The organism is Streptomyces sp. NBC_00057 (assembly GCF_045041165.1).
Classification (GTDB): Bacteria; Actinomycetota; Actinomycetes; order Streptomycetales; family Streptomycetaceae; genus Streptomyces.
Genome location: NZ_CP108256.1, coordinates 5,418,023 through 5,434,665 on the forward strand (window position 1 = coordinate 5,418,023; position 16,643 = coordinate 5,434,665).

Annotated in this window: 15 protein-coding genes; 6 read left to right on the forward strand and 9 right to left on the reverse strand. The window is 67.5% G+C overall.

Going from position 1 to position 16,643, the window contains the following annotated elements; genetic code table 11:
• Positions 1-171: 171 nt before the first annotated feature.
• Positions 172-1,995: a hypothetical protein gene (locus tag OG953_RS25545; RefSeq protein ID WP_405687135.1), complete on the reverse strand. Its 1,824-nt coding sequence runs from the start codon at positions 1,993-1,995 to the stop codon at positions 172-174.
• Complete coding sequence (locus tag OG953_RS25550; RefSeq protein WP_405687136.1) at positions 1,992-2,924, reverse strand: hypothetical protein; 933 nt, start codon at positions 2,922-2,924, stop codon at positions 1,992-1,994. Before OG953_RS25550 ends, OG953_RS25545 begins: the two co-directional genes overlap by 4 nt.
• Positions 2,925-2,996: 72 nt before the next feature.
• On the opposite strand from OG953_RS25550, the gene OG953_RS25555 reads away from it, so the two are divergent.
• Positions 2,997-3,314, forward strand: a complete 318-nt coding sequence (locus OG953_RS25555) for a helix-turn-helix transcriptional regulator (RefSeq protein ID WP_331736066.1) — start codon at positions 2,997-2,999, stop codon at positions 3,312-3,314.
• 200 nt (positions 3,315-3,514) lie between these two features.
• Here the strand turns inward: OG953_RS25555 and OG953_RS25560 are convergent, their stop codons facing one another.
• On the reverse strand, positions 3,515-4,048 hold the full coding sequence (locus tag OG953_RS25560; RefSeq protein WP_331736064.1) for a hypothetical protein: 534 nt from the start codon (positions 4,046-4,048) through the stop codon (positions 3,515-3,517).
• Positions 4,049-4,626: 578 nt separating this feature from the next.
• Between OG953_RS25560 and OG953_RS25565 the strand changes: the two genes are divergently transcribed.
• From OG953_RS25565 to OG953_RS25580, 4 genes are all read left to right on the forward strand, one after another.
• Entirely contained in the window at positions 4,627-5,493 is an 867-nt protein-coding gene (locus tag OG953_RS25565; protein ID WP_331736061.1) for a putative RNA methyltransferase, read from the forward strand.
• Between the two features lie 232 nt (positions 5,494-5,725).
• Positions 5,726-6,649, forward strand: a complete 924-nt coding sequence (locus tag OG953_RS25570) for a protein kinase domain-containing protein (protein ID WP_405692054.1) — start codon at positions 5,726-5,728, stop codon at positions 6,647-6,649.
• A complete protein-coding gene (locus OG953_RS25575) occupies positions 6,649-6,966 on the forward strand; it encodes a hypothetical protein (protein WP_405687137.1) in 318 nt (105 codons plus the stop codon). Before OG953_RS25570 ends, OG953_RS25575 begins: the two co-directional genes overlap by 1 nt.
• Positions 6,963-8,024, forward strand: coding sequence for a hypothetical protein (locus OG953_RS25580; RefSeq protein ID WP_405687138.1), 1,062 nt, complete (start codon positions 6,963-6,965; stop codon positions 8,022-8,024). Before OG953_RS25575 ends, OG953_RS25580 begins: the two co-directional genes overlap by 4 nt.
• 45 nt (positions 8,025-8,069) lie before the next feature.
• Here OG953_RS25580 and OG953_RS25585 read toward each other — a convergent pair whose 3' ends face one another.
• Positions 8,070-8,855 (reverse strand): hypothetical protein, encoded by a 786-nt coding sequence (locus tag OG953_RS25585; protein ID WP_405687139.1) that lies wholly within the window; start codon positions 8,853-8,855, stop codon positions 8,070-8,072.
• 8 nt (positions 8,856-8,863) lie between these two features.
• A complete protein-coding gene (locus tag OG953_RS25590; RefSeq protein ID WP_405687141.1) occupies positions 8,864-12,790 on the reverse strand; it encodes a DUF6531 domain-containing protein in 3,927 nt (1,308 codons plus the stop codon).
• A 36-nt stretch (positions 12,791-12,826) separates the two neighbouring features.
• Between OG953_RS25590 and OG953_RS25595 the strand changes: the two genes are divergently transcribed.
• Complete coding sequence (locus OG953_RS25595; protein ID WP_405687142.1) at positions 12,827-14,011, forward strand: ISAs1 family transposase; 1,185 nt, start codon at positions 12,827-12,829, stop codon at positions 14,009-14,011.
• 77 nt (positions 14,012-14,088) lie between these two features.
• Here OG953_RS25595 and OG953_RS25600 read toward each other — a convergent pair whose 3' ends face one another.
• From OG953_RS25600 to OG953_RS25615, 4 genes are all read right to left on the reverse strand, one after another.
• Entirely contained in the window at positions 14,089-14,373 is a 285-nt protein-coding gene (locus tag OG953_RS25600; RefSeq protein WP_405687143.1) for a hypothetical protein, read from the reverse strand.
• A gap of 75 nt (positions 14,374-14,448) precedes the next feature.
• On the reverse strand, positions 14,449-15,348 hold the full coding sequence (locus tag OG953_RS25605; RefSeq protein WP_405687144.1) for a putative T7SS-secreted protein: 900 nt from the start codon (positions 15,346-15,348) through the stop codon (positions 14,449-14,451).
• Positions 15,348-15,995 carry a hypothetical protein gene (locus tag OG953_RS25610; RefSeq protein ID WP_405687146.1) on the reverse strand — a complete coding sequence of 216 codons (648 nt, stop codon included), beginning with the start codon at positions 15,993-15,995 and terminating at the stop codon, positions 15,348-15,350. Before OG953_RS25610 ends, OG953_RS25605 begins: the two co-directional genes overlap by 1 nt.
• Positions 15,992-16,372: an SseB family protein gene (locus OG953_RS25615; RefSeq protein ID WP_405692056.1), complete on the reverse strand. Its 381-nt coding sequence runs from the start codon at positions 16,370-16,372 to the stop codon at positions 15,992-15,994. The genes OG953_RS25610 and OG953_RS25615 overlap by 4 nt, the downstream gene beginning before the upstream one ends.
• Positions 16,373-16,643: the final 271 nt, after the last annotated feature.

Sequence of the window (16,643 nt, forward strand, 5' to 3'; positions counted from 1 at the left end):
GGGCGGGTTCTCGGCGTTTGAGGGGTCTGTTCGAGGTGGTGTCCGAATGAGGCCGGTGCCAGAGGCGGTTGTCTGGTGGTCGTCTGCCTGAAGTCTCGGGTGGTTCGGGTGTTTGAGGGGGCTCTGGGGCTGTGGGCGGGCGTGCGTGATCCGGCCCTGTGGTGCTGGGTCTCAGGTGGTCTCGCGGATCCCGGGCTCCATGGGCGGGGAGAGCCCGGTGGCGTCGGGCGGCCGTGCCGCAGGTCCGATGAGCGTGGCGACTTCATGAAGGGCGTCGGTTGCTTGGGCGCCGGTGGTCTGTTGCCAGCTGAAGAGGATGTGCAGGTTGATGCTGCAGATCATCAGCGCGAGCAGGATGGTCTGTGCGACTCGTCCGTGAGCGAGCCGCTTCGTGGGGTCGGAGATGTCGATGCCGTGGCTCTTGGCCCTACCGTTGAGACCTTCGATGTTCGCCCGCTCGGGCCGGTAGACGTCCTGCCAGGTGGGGTGGAGGTAGTGCCGGTCCTGGCGGAACTTGTCGAGCTTGCCGAGGTCGCCGGGCCGGACGGTGATCGTGGGCTTCTGGCAGATCCGCGGAAGCTCGCTCTTGGGCAGGGGCCGCAGTCGTTCGCCTTGGGGGATTGGGACGTTGGGTTTGGCCGCGCTGTGTGCGGCGGTGGCCCGCTTGTCGGTGAGGTCCACCACGGCCGGCCGTGGTGCCGGGACGCGGTGGACCTGGTTGAAGCGGGGACACGACACAGCGGGAGAAGGCCCGCTGGCCGGGCACTGGAGCCTGACCGCGCCCCGCTCGTCCGCGGACTCCTTGAGCCTGAGGAAGTACGGCTCGCGGGCGGTGATCAGATCGCGGAGCTCGCGGCTGTCGTCGATGCCGCGTACGGCTTTGTCGTCGAGTCCAGTGGTCGCGTGGGCCAGCGCGTCCGGCATGGCGGGGCAGGCGAGCGATCCGTCGACGAGGAGGGCGCCTTGGTGGGTGCCCTGGACGCCCCGGTGTTGCTGCTTGTAGTCGAGAACCAGCTGGTAGCCCATGGTACGGACCGGCTGGGCGAAGTGCTCGGTGATCTGGTCGGTGTAGGCGCGGTCAGCCGCCAGCAGCCCAGTCGGGAAGCCGAACGGGGCAAGCTGGGTGAGGGAGTGGACCGCGTTCGGGCCGATACGTTTGCCCGGGGTGTCCAGGACGAGGCCGAGCGCGAGCTGCGGATGACGGCTGACACGCTCACCAGCCTGCCGATGGCCGCCGGGGTGACGTCGGCTGGCAGCGACCAGGAGGCTGGCGGAGTGTCCGAAGATTCCTTCCTCGGAGCCTCCGCAGTAGTGCCAGCCAGCGGTGAGCTCGACGGAGGCCAGGCCCCGTCGTTCGCGGGCCGGCTGGTGCCAGGCGGGAATCGGAGTGGTGTCGGCGGCGATGTCGCCCCGCCAGCCCTTGAACAGGCCCCGGCGATGTGCGAGGCGGACGGTGATCAGCACCAGACGGTCGCTGACCTCCTGCAGCAGGTCCCGGCGGCGTTTGCGCTCGGCGTCCGTGTCCTCCCAGGCGGCTGCCACGTCTCTGGCCTCATCCGCGGGCAGCCGACGGCGCCGGTCGCAGCGGTGCGGGTCGAGGACTGTGGTCAGCCGGTCGAAGGAACGGTAGACACGGCGGGAGAACGCGATCCTGGCGTGCTCGTCGCCACAACTGCCCTTCGGGACACCGAGCCAGGACCGCGCAGGGGCCCGGATCTCATCGAGCAACACCCGGCAGACATCCGCGAGGCTGGCGCTCTGGTGGTAATGCAACGCCAGCAACAACCCCACCAGCACGGTCCGGACCGGGAGCCCCTTCGGCCCCGGTCGGCCTTCCAGCTCGCCGTCGATCAGTGCGAGGACTCCGGACTCATGGAGGAGCGCATCGAGCTGTCCGACCTTGGAGTCGGGGATCCGGGCGGGGGCGTCGGTGACCGGCCGTGGCCGACACCGCTTGATTTTTTCCGGGCTTCGCCAGGCCCGGGGCTTGGTCACCTCTCCTCCGAACCTCGCAGGAGCCGGGCCGCTGTGACGTCGTCCACGGGCGGCACCAGGTGCTGCCAGCGGGCCAGGGACGCGGCGGAAGCGAGTCCGGCCGCCTGGGCGATGAGGTGGTGATCGATATGTGCGCGCATCAGCTCGACGATCCACGTCGCCCGCAGCCGGCCCACCGACACCACGGGCAGATCCCGCGGCGGCTGATGGATCAGGGACCAGGAGCCGATCAGGTTCTTCGCGTACTCGACAGTCCGCCGGGGCCGGAACAAGTAGCCGCCACCCGCTCTTTCCGCCAGCTCACCCAGAACCGTGTCCCAAGCGGCCCGGGTAACAAGCGGGACCAGCCGCTCGACGCCCTGGTGCATCAGCGGCCCGTCCCGGCTCGGACGTCGCAGATCGAGACCACGACTGGCCGCGACCTCCTTCGGTGTCAGCCCCAGCCCGGCACCCAGGCTCAGCAGGGCGAGCGCATCGGTCCTCTGCTGCCCGGGCAGATGAGTGGCCCAGTGCCGCAAGCCCGCCAACTCGGCTGCGGAGTAGGGCTGGTGCGGACTGACCTCGGCATGCATCCGCGCCGGGGCAGCCTCGCCGCGCTCGCTCCAGGCCAGGGCATCGCGCACCCGCAGCAGCCATGTCCGGTACGTCCGCACGGACGACGCTTCGATGTCCCCGGCGCGCGAGAGAACGAACGCGTCGATCACCTCGTTGCGCAACCACGCGTCCGCAGACCGCTCGGTCCCCGCTGCCTCGGCCCACAACGCCAGCCGGCCTATGACGTGCAGCAGCCTCTCCACGTCATAGGGGACCGCCATCACGGCCGCGGTGACCACCGATCTGACCAGCGGCGCAACCTCCTCCCAGAGCGGCGGCGCGGCCCGCGGCCGATACCTGGTGATCTTCGCGGATGTCACGGGATCAAGAACCACGGTCCATGCATACCGGCTGGACAAGCAGCCATTCCACAGCTGATCAACTTCAACAGACAAGGTGGTGTGCGCATGGTCGGCGGACACGCCCGCGCACGCTCCCCTCGGGAACTGACCGACAATCCGGAAGCCTGGCCCGAACAGCCCAGCCCCGAGCCCGGAGCCGAGGCGGTCCGCCAGATCGCCCGAGCCCTCACCCGGGCGCTGGCCGATCAGGGACTGAGCCTGCGGGCGACGGCGACCGGCTCCGGAGTCAACCGGCAGGCCATCGCGGATCTGCTCGCCGGCCGGTCTTGGCCCGACGTGGCCACCGTCGCCCGCCTGACCGCGTTCACCGGAGGGCCGCTGTGGCCGCGAAATGTCACTACCGATCGAACTGGGACGCATTGAGCCTCGATTCGCACCCGGAACCGCACAACGGCGACCGGGCATGACGACTTCGTGACTCCGCGCTTCGAGCGAGAAAAGCATCTACTACGCTCGAAAACGCGGGAGCCACCGTTCACATGGGCGCTCACGCACATCCGGCACCGCCGAGCTGAACCCTCGGCGGTGCCACCCTCCTCGGCCGCCAACTGGCGGCCGATTTCTCACCTCATGCCGACTCCTTCCTGGCGGTGTCCGCTGTCGGTGGGCACGATCGCGAAATACGCTGTCGGCCCTTCGGCCACTCGGCCCTCCTTCGCCAGCCGCTTCAGCCGGGAACGGGTCGTCTCCACCCGCCGCGCGTTCGTGATGTCCTCGCCGATCGCCGCGCAGATGTCCTGCACCTTCATGGCCCGCCCAGCACCCGCCAGCAGCACCAGCATCCGCTCGCGCGCCACCTCCCAGCCCACGGGATCCGCAGGCGGAGCAGACGCGTCCGAGCCCGCACCATCACCCGAAGCGGAGGAAGAGGCCGAGTCACGGGGCGAGGTTCCAGGAGTCGGCACCCACACGGGCTTTTCCGCCTCGTCTCCCGCATCCCCAGCGATGCCGCCGGCCAGAAGCGATGACGCCGTCTCCCGCGTGATGGTCAGCCGTGCCAGCCGCTCCTCCGCTGCTGTGATCTTCTCCCGCAACGCGGACAACTCCCCGCGCACGACTGCTTCTTCCTCGTCCAGACGCTGAAACAGCGACGTCATCTCGTCCCTGCCAATCCCCGCAGCCAACAACTGGCTTCATGACTCCTGAAGCTCCAGGCAAAGGTAGGGGGGACCACAGCAAGATCGCAGAAGGTGACCGCCAATGCCCCCAACCGACAACTCACGCCCGCCTTGCGCTCACCTCTCACGACATACGGACAACTTCGTGTTCGTGTCGTAGCCGCGAACGCAAAGCGCTACTGAAGCCCATCTCCCATCAGGAAACGGGCTCTTCGCGGCCCCGCTGAGGACCCCTGTAGCCTCGTGGCATGGCATTCACCAGCAGTCCGCACTCGTTCCTCTAAAGCGGCGGTAGGCACAGCGGCGTGACCGCCGGACCCGATAAGCGGTCCCACGGCGCCGCTGTCCTTGGCGTACCCGCTGTCGACTGCACTGTTCGCCCAAACCGCTCCACCACATCCCCCGCATGAGCGGGCATTCGACGTGGCGGCGGGAGCCCGGGAATGAACACATCGTTCCCCGGCACGGCCTGATGCCGTCGCAGTCGACCCACGGACGCCGACGACTCCGATCGTCCACCGCCGAACCCGCAGCCGACCCGCTGCCGAGGAACAACCATGCCAAAAACGGCTGCCCAGCACCGCGACCCACGGTGCAAACTTCTCGACGTCCTGCTCTGCCCAGTGTGCCGCGACCGCCTCGAACCCTCCGGACGCACCCTGCGATGCCCGCATCAGCACGCCTTCGACATCGCCCGCCACGGATACGTCAGTCTCCTGGCCGGGAACATGCGCGCCGCGAGCGCCGACACGGCAGCCATGGTCCAGGCCCGTGCCACGTTCCTTCATGCCGGCCATTACGCACCACTGGCATGCGCCCTGGCCGACCTCGCTGTCCGGTGGTGCAGGCCCGGCGGCACTGTCCTGGACGCCGGAGCCGGCACCGGCTACTACCTCGCCACCGTCCTGGACACACTCCCCGGAGCGGTCGGCCTGGGACTGGACGCCTCCAAATTCGCCCTCCGACGCGCAGCACGAGCTCACATCCGCGCGGGCGCCGCAGTGTGGGACCTCTGGCAGCCCTTCCCCGCCCGGACCGGATCCGTCGACGTCCTGCTGAACGTCTTCGCTCCCCGCAACGGCCCCGAATTCCGTCGCGTCCTGCGACCTGGCGGAGCACTCCTGGTCGTCACCCCCACATCCCGGCACCTCTCCGAACTACGCCACCCGCTCGGCCTGTTGTCGGTCGACGCAGCCAAAGAAGAACGTCTGCACCGCACGCTGAACGCCCACTTCCGACCAGAACACACCGAACTGCTGGAGTACCCCATCACGCTGACCACTCAGGAGACGCACGACATCGTGTCCATGGGGCCCACCGCCCGCCACATCAACCCTGACGAACTACAACAACGCATCGCTCGCCTCGACGCCCTCCTGCAAGTAACCGCCTCCTTCATCGTGTCGGTCTACCGACCACGATGAACGATGCCGTCGGCAGGAAAGAGCACCAGGAGTATCCGAAACCTCCTGCCGACGGCTCCGCAGCCCTCTGGGAAACGATCTCCAGCAATCTGGGAAGCGATCTCCGAAGGGCTCGGACGTAGCTGCTCAGAACTACTCGTGAACACCCCACCGCACATAAAGGATCCCGGTCCGACGATCATCGTCGGGCCGGGATCCTTTCGTTTCAGGCGAGGTCGCGGATCCGTTGACGGTGCAGCCCGGACAACCACTGGACGGAACCTGGACGGTCACCCGGGTCCTCGGTACCGGTGCCACGGCTCGCGCGCTACTCGTGGGCCGGACCGGTGACGACCCCGAGGGCCAGGCGGACTCCCCGAGGGTCTTCAAGGTCGCTCTTGACCATGAGAAGGACGCACGCCTGCACGCAGAGGCCGCGGCCCTGAAGGAGGTCGGCGGCGGACAGATCGTCAAGTTGCTGGCCGATTCCCGGGAGCTCGGCGGCCGTACGGTGCTGGAGATCGAGTACGCAGTAGGGTTCCGCCCGGCCGTCGACCGGGACCCGGTCAGTCTCGGTTCGCGTCTGCGTGGCGAGGGCCGACTGGGCTATGACCAGCTGGAGCGTTTCGGTAACTACCTCTTCGCGGCTTTGGACGCCCTGGCAGCCCGGGGGGTGCGCCACCGTGATATCAAACCGGACAACCTCGGGCTGTTCCGGCGTAGTGACGGTTCCTGGCAACTGATGTTGTTCGACTACTCCCTGGCCGACGTGCCGGACGGGGATGTGCAGGCGGGTACGCGCGGCTACCTCGACCCGTTCCTCGGCGGAAGCCGACGTGCCCGCTACGACGACCACGCCGAGTGGTACGCCGCCGCGGTCACCCTGCACGAGATGGCGTCCGGTGAACGCCCGGTGTGGGGCGACGGCACGATCGACCCGCTGACGGTCACGAAGGCCAAGTTGTGCGTCGCCGCCGAGCTGTTCGACCAGGCACTGAGCGAGGGCCTGGCCCACTTCTTCGAGCGGGCGCTGCAGACCGTCATCGCCCCCTCGACATCAGTCAGAACACGGTCTACCAGCACCAGCTCGCTGCGGTCGAGCGATGGGCGGGCCTGCCGTGGATGGACCGGATCCGGGACGAACTGGCGGCGATACTGTCCGAGCAGGGCAGAGTGATGACCGCCGTGGAGCCGGCGGACGAGCTGCGCGTCCGGCACGGGGCCGGTGACGGCGATGCGGCCGATACGCCGGCCCGGTCGCTGGCCGTGGTCCGCGCGGCGGTGGACACGGAGGCCCGCAAGCGGGACGAGGACGCCGGCTCCGAGCCTTCAGCCCGACTGGCCTTGCTGCGGCGCGACGGTCGCGTGCTGCTGGCGCTGGAGGACCAGCCCGGCGCGGACGAGCCGACGCCCGCCGAACTTGCCGACTACGCCGCGGCACTGGGCGTCGTGGCGGCCGACTCGCTGTCCGCGATCCGCTGCCCGGCCGGGTGACGGTGCTGCGGGAACTCCGCGCGGTCGGTGTACCCGAGGGCATGATCCCGCTGGCCGACGACCGGCTCGTCGACCTGGCCGCTGCCATGGCACGGGACGTCCGTGTCTCTCCGCGGCTGGAGCTCTACCCGCTGGGCCTGGATCTGGTCCAGGCGCTGCGCATCTCGCAGGCCGCCGCAGGGGTGCGGCCCGACACCGGGATCGGCACCGACGACCTGCTGGCCCGGGTCCGTGCCCGTTTCCCCGCGCTGGCGGTGCTTGCCGACACCACGTACGTGGAGTTGGAAGAGGCCCTGGACCGGGCCGGCTTCCCGCTCGCCTACGACCAGCAGCGCAAGCGTTTCCTGCCACGCGCCCGGGAGACCGTCACCTGGCACACCGAGCAGACGGTTTCCGTGCCGGCCAGTACGCGGACGCTGATCGAGGACGCGCAGAGCGAACTGTCGCTCGGCCGCGATCCCCGACGGGTCCGGCCCGCCCGCCTCCAGGCGGCCCGCCGACGGGGCGGATTCGTCACTCTCACGGTCAAAGGGCCCGAACTCCCCGGTGTGGCAGAACGCTTGGCGGAGCGCTTCGATGTGACGCCGCCGGCCCTGGACGAGCTCCTCCTCACGACGCTGCGGGAGCTGGCTCAGGAGCAGCGGGCGCCCTGGCAGGCGCTACTGAAGGCGGATGCCGCGTTCGCCGCCTCGGGAAGCATCGGCGCGGGCCTCGCCTCCTACACGCGACTGGCGTTGGAGCGGTTCGTGGCCCATGTCGCGGAGCTGGCGGCCGCTTCAGGCCCGCGCACGGTGCTTCTCGCTCACCGGGCCGGGCTGGTCGCCCGCTACTGGGAGATGGGGGGACGGGAGTTGCTGGTCGCGCTGCAGAACGCCGCAGGACGCCCCGCCGACGCCCCGCACGGCCTGTGGCTCCTCGTCCCCATGGAGGACCCCGAGGCCTCACCCGCCCTGGACGGCCGCACGGTGGACGTGGTGGACAGGGCAGCCGGGTTGGTGGTGCTCGACGAGCTGTTCCTGAAGGAGCTGAAGTCGGGGACGTGGGAGAAGACGGACTGACAAGGCCCGGTGGCCGGGGGCTGAGGCCTGGCTTGAGGCGCGACCTCAGTCGCCGTACCAGTTCTCGCGCAAGTCGGCTACCTGATCGTGGATGACCGTGCGTCGCGGGTCGGCCGGAAGTGCGGCAAGTTGGTCGAGGAGGGCGTCCAGTTCCGCGAGGAGAGCGGTGTCGCCGTCCTGCATCATGTCGATCTTCGGCTCGCTGAACAGGATCAGGTAGTCCCGCAGCGCAATACTCAAACCGTCCGGGGCTTCGCCGGGGGGCGCGGGTTCCCAGGCGTGTACGAGATGGTTGGCGGGGTTTTCCAGGATCCATCCTGTATAGACATGGTCGGCGAAAACCAGGTCCAAGTGCGGAGCTACGCGAAGCCTCAGGATGTCATTGGATGCCATCGGGGCATCGGCGAAGAAACACAGCAGAAGGTCGCCCGAAGCGCTAATCCATCGCAGGTCGGTCCGCCTCGCATCGAAATTGTTCCGCGTGGACAATTGCATACCCCCCAGAACCGGGCGCGCCTGCAGCCACCTCTCCGGGTATCCCCCCTCCCCCGGAACTTCCTCGGGCACCGCGAGCATCAGCCCACGAAGCTCTCCTTCTGTTTTACCGAAGCGGAACTCGTCATCCGCCGACCACAGCCAGTCCACGCTGCCGAACGTCTCAGAAAGCAGCACTTCATGGCTGGCCTGATCGGTGTGGGGAGACGCCGTGACGACGCCACCGGAGAGTGAGTAGCAGGCTGGATGAGAGACTGATTTGTTGGTCGTGGTGACGACGAGATCGTCCGTGAATTTCAACTCTCGCCCTGCAGTAATTTTTGTTCCGGCGGCCATTATTCTCCTCAGCGAATTTGGGTAGCGGGTGGCAACGTGTTTCCTTTAGGAGTTGGAATTTCCCCATTGATAATCTGTTCGCGAGTGACCGGCGGTCCGGGATCCGCCGGAGATCCACCCCATGCTGCGGCGCCGCTGGCGTTCTTCGGGCCGGAAGGGCCGTAGCTGGTGACCAAATTTCCCCTTCCGCCACCCTTGCTCTCCATCACCACGATGTCTTCGCCTTGGTGGAACAGGAGTCGCTCGGCGCCGCCCGTGGAAAGGTATACACCATCGGGATTGGAAATGATTTCCAACTCGCGTTCCGGTGAAAGGTGCCCATGGTAGATGCTTGAGGTACGGCGGCGTCCGCCCTCCGCGCGCTCGATCGCCTGATCGATGACCTTGTTGACCTTCTTGCAGTCGAACAGCCCGAGCGGATCCGATCCGAGAAGCGGATTCGAGACGTATACCGCCGGGTTGGGGTCCGGAGCGAGACCCAGCGGGTCCTGACTCAGATATCTGCCAGCGGAGGGGTCGTAGTACCTGTGAACGTTGTAGTGAAGACCTGTTTCGGGATCGAAGTACTGGCCGGGGAATCGAAGAGGCGTGTATGCCGTGCTCGTTGTCGCCCAGGTCGTCGTGCCCCACAGCGTTGTACGCGTCCGCCAGGCCAGTTCACCCGACTCGTCGATGAGCTCGCTGGGAGTGCCGATCAGGTCCGTGACGATGGAGAAGAATCGTTCGTCGACGGTTTCTTGCGATGACTCCCCTGAAAGTATGCGTTCCGATTGGGTCAGGGGTCGCGTGCCTTCGTGGTCCCAGGTGAGCGTTACGGGGTTCGGTAGGCCCTCTCCCTTGGTCAACTGCTCGCAGAGGTTCGCTTCGTCCCAAGTGAAGGAAGTCTGTTCCAGGATGGCGTCAGCGTCGTCGGCGAGCCGATGCTTGGCCGTGCGACGGCCCAGCGGGTCGTACTGGTAGCGCCACACCACGCCGTCCGGCGTTGTCACTGAAGTGAGCCGGTCCTCGGCATCCCATGTGTACCGCCACGTCTCCGGTTTCCGGGAAAGCCGCCGCTTCTGGCGGAGCACGATCCGCCCCTGCCCATCGTGCTCGTAGCGGACGTTTCCTGCTGTGTTGATGCGTGTGCCGGTGTAGGTGCGTGCACCCGTTGCTTCCTGGCTCGGGTGTGACGCGGGCCAGGTCGCGTCTGTCTGGTTGCCGGCTGCGTCGTACGTGTATCGCTCGGTCCAGTCCGAGGCGTGCACGGCGGTGACCCGACCGAGTGCGTCCAAATCGAAGGTCCGGATGCCGCGGAGCTGGTCGTCAATGCCAGCGAGGTTGCCGTCAGCACGATATGAGTAGGCGCGGCGCTGAAGGAGGCGGTTTGTCCCCGTCACGTACTGGCTGGTGAGGCGGCCCATGACGTCGAACTCGTGCCTGAGCGTGACCGCGTCGCCGATGTGCCGGGTCAGCTCCTGGCCTGCCGCGTCCCGTTCGAAAGTGAGCGTGCGGCCTGACGTCGTGAGCTCACTGCGTCGGCCTGCCGAATCGTAGGTCCAGGCGCTGACGGCTCCGCCGGGGGTTTTCCTGCTGGTGCGGCGTCCGAGGGCGTCATGCTCGAAGGAGAGACGTCGACCATTGACTGTCTCATACTGCAGACGACCGTACCGGTCCCGCATCCGGGTCAGAGTGACGTCCGGTCCTGCCGCGACGGCCAGTTGGTCGAAGATGTCGTACTCGTAGTGGGTGAGTGCGCCGTCCGCGTCCTTGCGGAGCAGTTGGCCGAGTTCGTTGCGCTCGAACCGGATGGTCTGACCGACACCATTCGTGCGGGAAGCCAAGTGGTTCGCGGCGTCGTACGTGTACGTGATCGCCCGGTCGTCGAAGTCGTTCTCCGTAGTGAGCCGACCGGCTGGATCGTATTGGTAGGTCCAGGTCAGCCCTCGTGGGTCCGTGACTTCGGTAAGCCGGAGCAGCGGGTCGTGGCGGAATTCGTACCGCGCCCGGTCCGGGCCGGTCCGTGCCACGAGCAGGTCGAAGTCTGTGTACTCGAAGGTGGTGACGCCGCCCATGGCGTCGGTGTGAGTGAGGCAGTTGCTTTCGCCGTCGTATGTCCAGAACTGTTCGCTGCCGTAGGCATCGATCCGGTGAGTGAGTTTTCCCTCCGTGGTCCAGGCGAACCGGGTGACAGCTCCCAGGGCGTCGGTTATTGATGCCGGGCGGCCGTAGGCGTCGCGCTCGTAGCGCGTCGTTGCGCCCAGCGGGTCGGTGATCTCGGCGGGCAGGCCAGACATGTCGCACCGCACCGTGGAGCGGTGTCCGAGTGCATCCGTCACGGATGTGAGGTGTCCGGCCTCGTCGTACGTGTAGGCCGTCGTCGCGCCGGAAGCGTCAGTGACCGACGTACGGTTGCCGCGCTCGTCGTAGGTCTGCCGATTGATCGTCCCGTCCGCGCCCTTGACGCGCACTGGTAGGCCGAGGGCGTTGTAGTCGGCGGTCAGTTCCCGCCCGTCCGGGCGGACTACCGAGGTGAGGCGGCCGTGCTCGTCGTATGTGGAGCGGCTGAGGTGTCCGAGCGGGTCCGTGACGGACAGCAGCCGGTGGTGGCGGTCGCGCTCGAAGCGGGTCACCGCTCCCAAGTCGTCAATCTCGGCGACGACCTGGGAGCGGTCGTTGATCACATACCGCTTGGTGTGGCCGAGGCCGTCAGTCATGGACGTCATGCGCAGGCCGGTGTCGGGGTCGGTGTCGTCCCAGGTGAAGTGGGCTTCGAGGTGTCCGTTGGTTCCTGCCTGGTATACGCAGCGGTCGTGCTCGTCGTAGACGTACTCGTACCGGCTCCCGTTGGTGTCCGTCCACGACGTGATGCGGCCCAGCTCGTCGCAGCCGAACCGCAGGGGCTTGCCTGAGGAATTGGTGACTTCGGTGAGGTGGCCGTTCATGTAGCCGTAGCGGAGGATCTCCTGATCGGTGCCGTCCGGTGCGGCGCCCGCCAGGTGCAGGGCGGTGACCCTTCCGTCGTTCGTGGTGAGCTTCAGGTGGTAGCCGCCGTTGTGCACGATCGACGTCGGGGCACCGGCCTCGTCGTACTCGAAGGTGATCCATCGGCCGTTGCGGTCGTCGATCTGGGCCAGGAGCGCCAGCTCTCCGTTGGGGTGGTCGACGAAGTGCCGGACCCTGCCGGTTTCCGGGTCGGTGACGGTGTAGCCGTCGTCCACCCGGTCAAGGGGCCAGCGTCGGCCGTGCGTGGGCATGACGGGAACGCCGGGCGCGGGGTGTGGGTAGGCGAGCAGGCTGCCCTCGTCGCAGCTGAACACCACGCCTTCCGCGTCGATCTCGAGGCGCTGGTCGACCGTGCTCGACCATCCGGTGCCGAACCAGCGGCCGGCTCGGTACGAGGAGTCGAAGACTCGCTCGAAGACAAGGGGCAGCGATCCCGGCAGCCCGATGTCCGTCTGAGGGAGCAGCATGCGCCCGGTGGCGACATCGACGGGGTCTCCGGCGCATTTGACCTCGCTGCACTTCTTGGCGTTGGAGTCGGGGTTCTTCTCGTGGCCGTGCCGGTTCTTGCCCGTCGGGTGTTTGAGGAGGTCCTTCATTCCGGCCCGCAGGCCGCCCTTGATCAGACCGCCGCCCTTGGTGCCGGCCAGTTCCGGGACGAGTCGGCCGATGAATTCGGAGGGGTCGCCCTTGGCGGCGTCCCAGGCGTTCTTGAGGGCGCGGTCGGGGTTGGCGGCGGTGGAGGCGAGGCCGGCGAGCGTCATGTTGACGCCCTTGTAGTACTCGGCGGGGTGAGTCAGGTTGTACGGGTCGGTCGGGTTGACCGAGCGGACGAAGTTCAGCAGTCCCGCGGTGCCCAGGGCTTCGGCGTAGTCGCTTGACGTCCGGTTCGTGATGATCTGCCGGTTCGGCGGGGTTCCGGGAACGTGACAGGCACGGACTTCCAAGATCATGGAGTTCTCGACGCTCTGTGATCCGGGTGGAAGACCGTGCCTGCCGACGCATCATTGCCGATCCCGCCTGCCTTTGACCAACTCCGCCAGCAGCCCCAGGCCGTTCCCGGGGAGATCCCGGGCCTGCTGGAGCGACTGCACGAGGTGCCCGACCCGCGAGATCCGCGCGGTGTACGGCATGCTCTGGTCGTCGTGCTCGCGCTGACCGCGTGCGCGGTTTTGGCCGGAGCAACCTCCCTGCTCGCAGTCGGCGAGTGGATCGCTGACGCTCCGCCCTCTGTCCTGGAACACCTTGGCATACGACCTGATCCGCTGTTCCCGAAGCGGTGCCTGCCTGCGGAAACGACGGTACGGCGGCTGCTGGGCCGCATCGACGGCGACGCGTTGGACCAGGCGGTGGGTCACTGGCTGGCCGACCGGCGCACCAGCACCGACGGTCAATTGCGCGGTCTGGCGGTCGACGGCAAGAGCCTGCGCGGAGCGGCCAGGTCCAGGGGGCGGAAGATCCACCTGCTCGCCGCATGCGACCACGTCCGCGGCCTGGTCCTGGCCCAGCTCGACGTGGGCGAGAAGACCAACGAGATCACCTGCTTCCAGCCGCTGCTCGAGACCATCGCCGACCTGGCGGGCGTGGTCGTGACCAGCGACGCGATGCACACCCAGCGCGAGCACGCTCAGTACCTGCTCGGCCGGGACGCGCACTACATCGTGATCGTGAAAGGTAACCAGAAGAAGCTCCGCAAGCAGCTCAAGTCCCTTCCGTGGAAGCAGATTCCGCTGCAGTCACGCACCCGCGACGCCGGACACGGCCGGGGCGAGATCCGCCGGATCAAGGTCTGCACGGTGAACAACCTGCTCTTCCCTGGGGCCCGCCAGGCCGTCCAGCTCAAGCGTCGCCGCGTGGATCGCAAGACCGGCAGGATCAGCATCAAGACCGTCTACGCCGTCACCAGCCTCACCGCCGAACAGACCACACCCGCCGACCTCGCGAGCTTGATCCGCGACCACTGGAAGGTCGAGGCCCTACACCATGTCCGAGACGTGACGTTCGCCGAGGACGCTTCCCAACTGCGGACCGGCACCGCCCCTCGCGCCATGGCCACCTGGCGCAACCTCGCCATCGGCGCCCTCCGCCTCGCAGGGAGCACCAACATCGCCGCCGGCCTGCGATACAACGCCCGCGACGCACGACGCCCCCTCGCCCTCCTGGGACTCACATAGCCACAACCCGACTATGCCGAAACCCTGGGGCTTACGTGACCACGGAACGGCATCCCGCCGAGACTCTGCCCACGGGCCTACTCGCCCGGCGGAACTCGAACGAAGCCCTCGGTCCATTCGTCCGCATCGAGCTCGTACGGGTCGAAGCAGAAGCACTCCGGTTCATCACGGAAGCCCGGTAGCAGTCGAGCCTGCCGCACACGCTCTTCAACCCGTTCAAGGGTTGAGTAGATGCCGAGCAGCTTTACGTCGTCGCCGTCTGACTCGTCGCAGAACACGCCGCTCTCATCGACGTGCACTGTCGAGCCGTCGTCGCCGGCTTCGTTCTGGTGGCCGACATGCCACAGCGGATACACGATCACGGGCACGAAGCTATCAGCACTCGAGTTCGTGGGGCCTGCGACGTTCGGCGCCCCTCACCTCCTGGGACCCCACGATCACAAACCGGGCATCACGCGACTTCGCCGAGGCCCTGCCGCGGTGCCCTTGATGATTCCGCCGCCGAAGTGGGCCAGCTCGATGCCCTGGCCGACGCCGTAGTCGAAGAACTCCTGCTTGGCCCGGTCCAGGCCGGTGGGTTCCTTCGGGGCGTGTGCCATCGCCGCGGTGATCGCGCCTTTGGCCGCTTCGGCGGCCTCGTTGCGCGCCCGCCTGGCGTGCTCCAGCATCTCCTGAGCGTGCTGTCGTTTGGCCACGCTCGGATCGGAGAACGTTCCCGGATGCGGGAGCGGATGATCGGTGGTGCGGACCGCGTTGTATGCCTCGGCCTTCTCCCGGAACGCGGCAGCAGCTGTCTCGTAGTCCTGCTTGCCCTCCTTGTAGAGAGCGATCGCCTCACCGGCCTTGGCCTGCGCGCTGGTGACCGTCCCGGCATACGTCTCCAACGCCTTGGCCGCGTCCTCGAACGCATCCGCCGCGCGCAGCCAGTCCGTGGGCAGGGTCTCGAACTTCGCCCGGAAGGCGTCTGCGGCCTCACCCTTCCAGTGACCGGAGTCGAGCTTCTTCATCCCGCCGCCGACGAGATCGAACGCCTTCTGGAAGTCCCGGAGGTTCTTCACCGTGGCGGCGATCTTCTCCGGCCTGCCGTGGATCAGCTCGTTCGCTTCCTCGGTCTGCCCGAGCTGCTGCTCACCGACCTCCGCACCCAGGGACGACGCGGTCTCATCGCCCCAGTCCTCGACCGCATCCGCCCAGTCATCGGCGCCGACCTTCTCCAGACCGGCACCGATGAAATCGGTGCCCTTGTCGATCCCCTCGCCGACGATCTCCTTGCCCTTGTCGACCAGCTTGCCCGCACCGTCGTAAAGGTCTCCGCCGAGCTTCCCCCAGTCCACCATCAGCGGCTCTCCCCCCACCGCGGCTGCTCGGCCTGATCGATCGTTTCCTGCGACGGATCAAGCTGCTCCTTGAGCCGTTCATCCGCCGCTGCCCGCACCGCCGGGTCCACCAGCCCGGAGCGTTCCATCGAGTCGAGCGCGGCGTCCTCCACGTCGTAGGCGGTGTTCTGCCAGTTCTGCTTAACCTCTTCATTCGCCTTCAGCATCGACTCCCCGCTCCAGTCCGGGTCGTCGTACGCGGACTGCTTGCTGATCGTGTCCCAGCTCATCGTCTTGACCTCGTCCTCGGACAGGTGCGGGTTCCCGTTCAGGGAGTTCACGCCGACCTTGAACGAGTCCTTGATGTACTGCTCCTGCTCCGCAAAGGAACCCGCCGACAAGCCGACCCCGAGCGCGAAGCCGTTCCCCTTCTGCGTCAGCGCCCGCACACCCCACTCCCAGCGGTTGCAGAACGTCTCGAACTGCGACGTCAGCCCGCCGTGCCCCAACTCCAGCCCCGACAAGGCCAGATCCGAGAAACCCCGGCCTGTCGACGCCTGGCCGATGAACCCGAGATCCTTCAACTCGGCATGCGCCAGATCGATCCCCTTCGCGATCGCAGCCAACGCCTCCGGCGGCACCTGAAGATCAGCGCCATCCCCACTCACTGCATCCCCCCGAGATCCACAGCCACCGCGTCCGGCACGATGCCCGCCACCGGCGGAAACAACATCCCGTCCTCACTGCCCGCATCCAGCGCCACCCCCGCCGGCCCCGGCAGCATCGGCACCATCACATCCAGCAACCGCGCGCCCAACACCGCCTGATACGTCCACTCCCGCCCGGCATCCCCCCGAGCCCGCGCGAACCGGGCCAGCGCCTCCTCGTCCGAGAACGCACAGATCCACCGCACCCCGTTCTGCTCCGCCGACCACAGATCCCCGGCCTCATCCAGCGGCACCAGCACCGCCGTACGCCGGAACTCACCCAGCAACACAGCAAACTCATGCCGGGCCGCTGCCGTCGGATCATCGTCCGGCGTCATGGCACGGGCCGGCTCCGGCACCTCAAGCGGTGCGGAAGGCGCCTGGTCAGCAGGCCAGTCGGCCAAGTCGGCAATCTTCGAACGCCGAGTAGGCGGCCCTGCTATGTCATCCCCGTTATCGAACACGCGTCGAATGTTGTCATGGTGCGCTTCCCGGGAGCAACGGACAGGAATGGCCAGCCGGCCAGCGTCCGGACCTGCGCCCGCTCCGCGCATGCGGGGAGCGCCGCGCGGCAATTCTCCAAGAGGGCCGAGCGGCTGATGCGCGAGT